Annotated in this window: 2 protein-coding genes and 1 pseudogene; 1 reads left to right on the plus strand and 2 read right to left on the minus strand. The window is 59.4% G+C overall.

Annotation, left to right across the window (positions count from 1 at the left end; genetic code table 11):
- A pseudogene (locus tag O5O54_RS22115) lies at positions 1 to 443 on the minus strand (porin family protein); the annotation flags it as partial.
- A 240-nt stretch (positions 444 to 683) separates the two neighbouring features.
- A complete protein-coding gene (locus O5O54_RS22120) occupies positions 684 to 1,037 on the minus strand; it encodes a hypothetical protein (protein WP_279484007.1) in 354 nt (117 codons plus the stop codon).
- 179 nt (positions 1,038 to 1,216) lie between these two features.
- Here O5O54_RS22120 and O5O54_RS22125 point away from each other — a divergent pair, with 179 nt between their 5' ends.
- Positions 1,217 to 1,864, plus strand: coding sequence for a TetR/AcrR family transcriptional regulator (locus tag O5O54_RS22125; RefSeq protein ID WP_279484008.1), 648 nt, complete (start codon positions 1,217 to 1,219; stop codon positions 1,862 to 1,864).
- The last annotated feature ends 13 nt before the right edge of the window (positions 1,865 to 1,877 follow it).

Consider the following 1,877-nt stretch of genomic DNA (forward strand, 5'->3'; position numbering starts at 1 on the left):
CGGGCGGTCGCGATGAAATTGATGTCCTGCGAGACGCCGAACGTATCGAAGCCGGTGGCGACCGTACCGAGCGTGTAGCTGGAGATCGTCGAGGCATCGATATAGTTGATGTCGGCCACCGCACCGATGATCAGGCTGTCGATCTGATAGTCGAAACCGACATGAGCGCCGCCCACGAAGGCCGCATCGTCGGAATTGTCGTCACCGGCGACGAAGGACGTCGACGGAAAGAACGCACCAGTGGCGGGATTGTACTCGACGTCCCCGGACTCGTTGTTGAAGGCAGCGCCGGCTTGTCCGCCGATATAGAAGCCAGTCCACGTGTAAGCAGGAGCCAGCGCGACGACGGGTGCCGCCGGCTCTTCATAAACCACGTCAGCCGAAAACGCCGGTGCCGACAGCGCGACGAGCGCTGCCGATGTCAAAAGAAACTTCATGGTCATCGTCTTCCCCTCGAATGTCTCGGTCAATTAGACCGATTGGTCTATTTAAAAATGCTTTGTGTGCCAGTCAATGCCGCCAAAATGTTCGGTCGGCGGTGGTGCATTTTTACCATGCCAATCCATTCAAGGTTTGGATCGGTTCTGAGGGCGTGCGACATACGCTTCGGTAGAGCGCTCGTGCATCCCCGGACAAACCGGGGATGCACCAGATCGCTCGAACCGAACGCAGCAGGGCCTGAATTATCTGCCGTACACGGGGAGCTTGGCGAGGTCGGCGGTCGTGATGTCGACGGTGATGGCGCCGTTGACGGAGCCGAACCGAGCAAGCGGCACAATATACGAGGATTCGCTGTTTTCGGCCTTGATGACCAATGCGGTCGGTCCCTGTTCGGCAGTGCCGACGACCTTCTCGATATCGCCGAGACGCTTGCCTGCGGTATCCGTGATGGCGGAACGCTCCAGCTTGCCGACCGTCAGGCCGAACGGGGGGACAACGACGTCACGGCCAAGTTCGACGATCGTGACGACCTGTGCGGTTGCTGGCAGGACTGCGGTCGCCGACAGGAGGGCGATGGCGAGGGCGAGGCGTTTCATAAGTTTCTCCGATTGAGAGGCATCGAACGCACCGAGTGTGATCGACGGGTCCCGAGGCGAGACTCTGCGCGGAGAAATAGACCGTGTAGTTCTTTTTCAAGAGAGCGCCTCAATGTTGTGGTCGACCTTTCTTGAGGAAGCGCGAGGGCGTGATTCGTTCTGGGAAGAGCCGTAAGCGATTGACAATACAGACCTATGCCGCGCCCCGCCGCCGCGGACGCCCGTCTCAGGAGGAGACGGTGGAACTGACGCGACACATCGTTGCGATTGCGCAATCCCGGTTTCTCGAGGTTGGATATGACGCCACAGCCATCGATGACGTCATCGAACGTGCGTCGATTTCCAATCAGACCTTCTACAAGCGCTTCGACAACAAGGCGTCGTTGCTGGAGGAGGTGGTTCGAAGTTTCACCGATGACCTCCTTCAAGAGCGTCGGAGGCTCGACTCAGATCTGCTGGCGATGCCGTTGCGGGATGCGTTGATCGAATGCGCCTGCCGGTTCCTCAAGCAGACGCTCCGAACCGACATGTTGGCGTTCGAGCGTCTGTTCCTGTCGATCGTCAAGGAGTTTCTGAACGTCTCGCAGATCCTCGGCGCCATGATCGATGCCGTTTATGACAGCGTGGCGGATCTTCTCTTGGCCGCGCGCGAGCGCGGTGATCTTCCGGTCGAGGATGTCCGACGTGCGGCGCGCTGGTTCGCCGACGGGGCCATCGCGCCGCGCTTGCGTCGGGCCAGCTTCGGTTTGGCCGGTCTGGAACTGACCGACGTCGATCGCAAAGAGATCGAAGCCTATGTGTCCTTCTACCTGAATTCCTTTCGATGACGCGCAATCGTTG

The organism is Aureimonas sp. SK2 (assembly GCF_029813115.1).
Classification (GTDB): Bacteria; Pseudomonadota; Alphaproteobacteria; order Rhizobiales; family Rhizobiaceae; genus Aureimonas.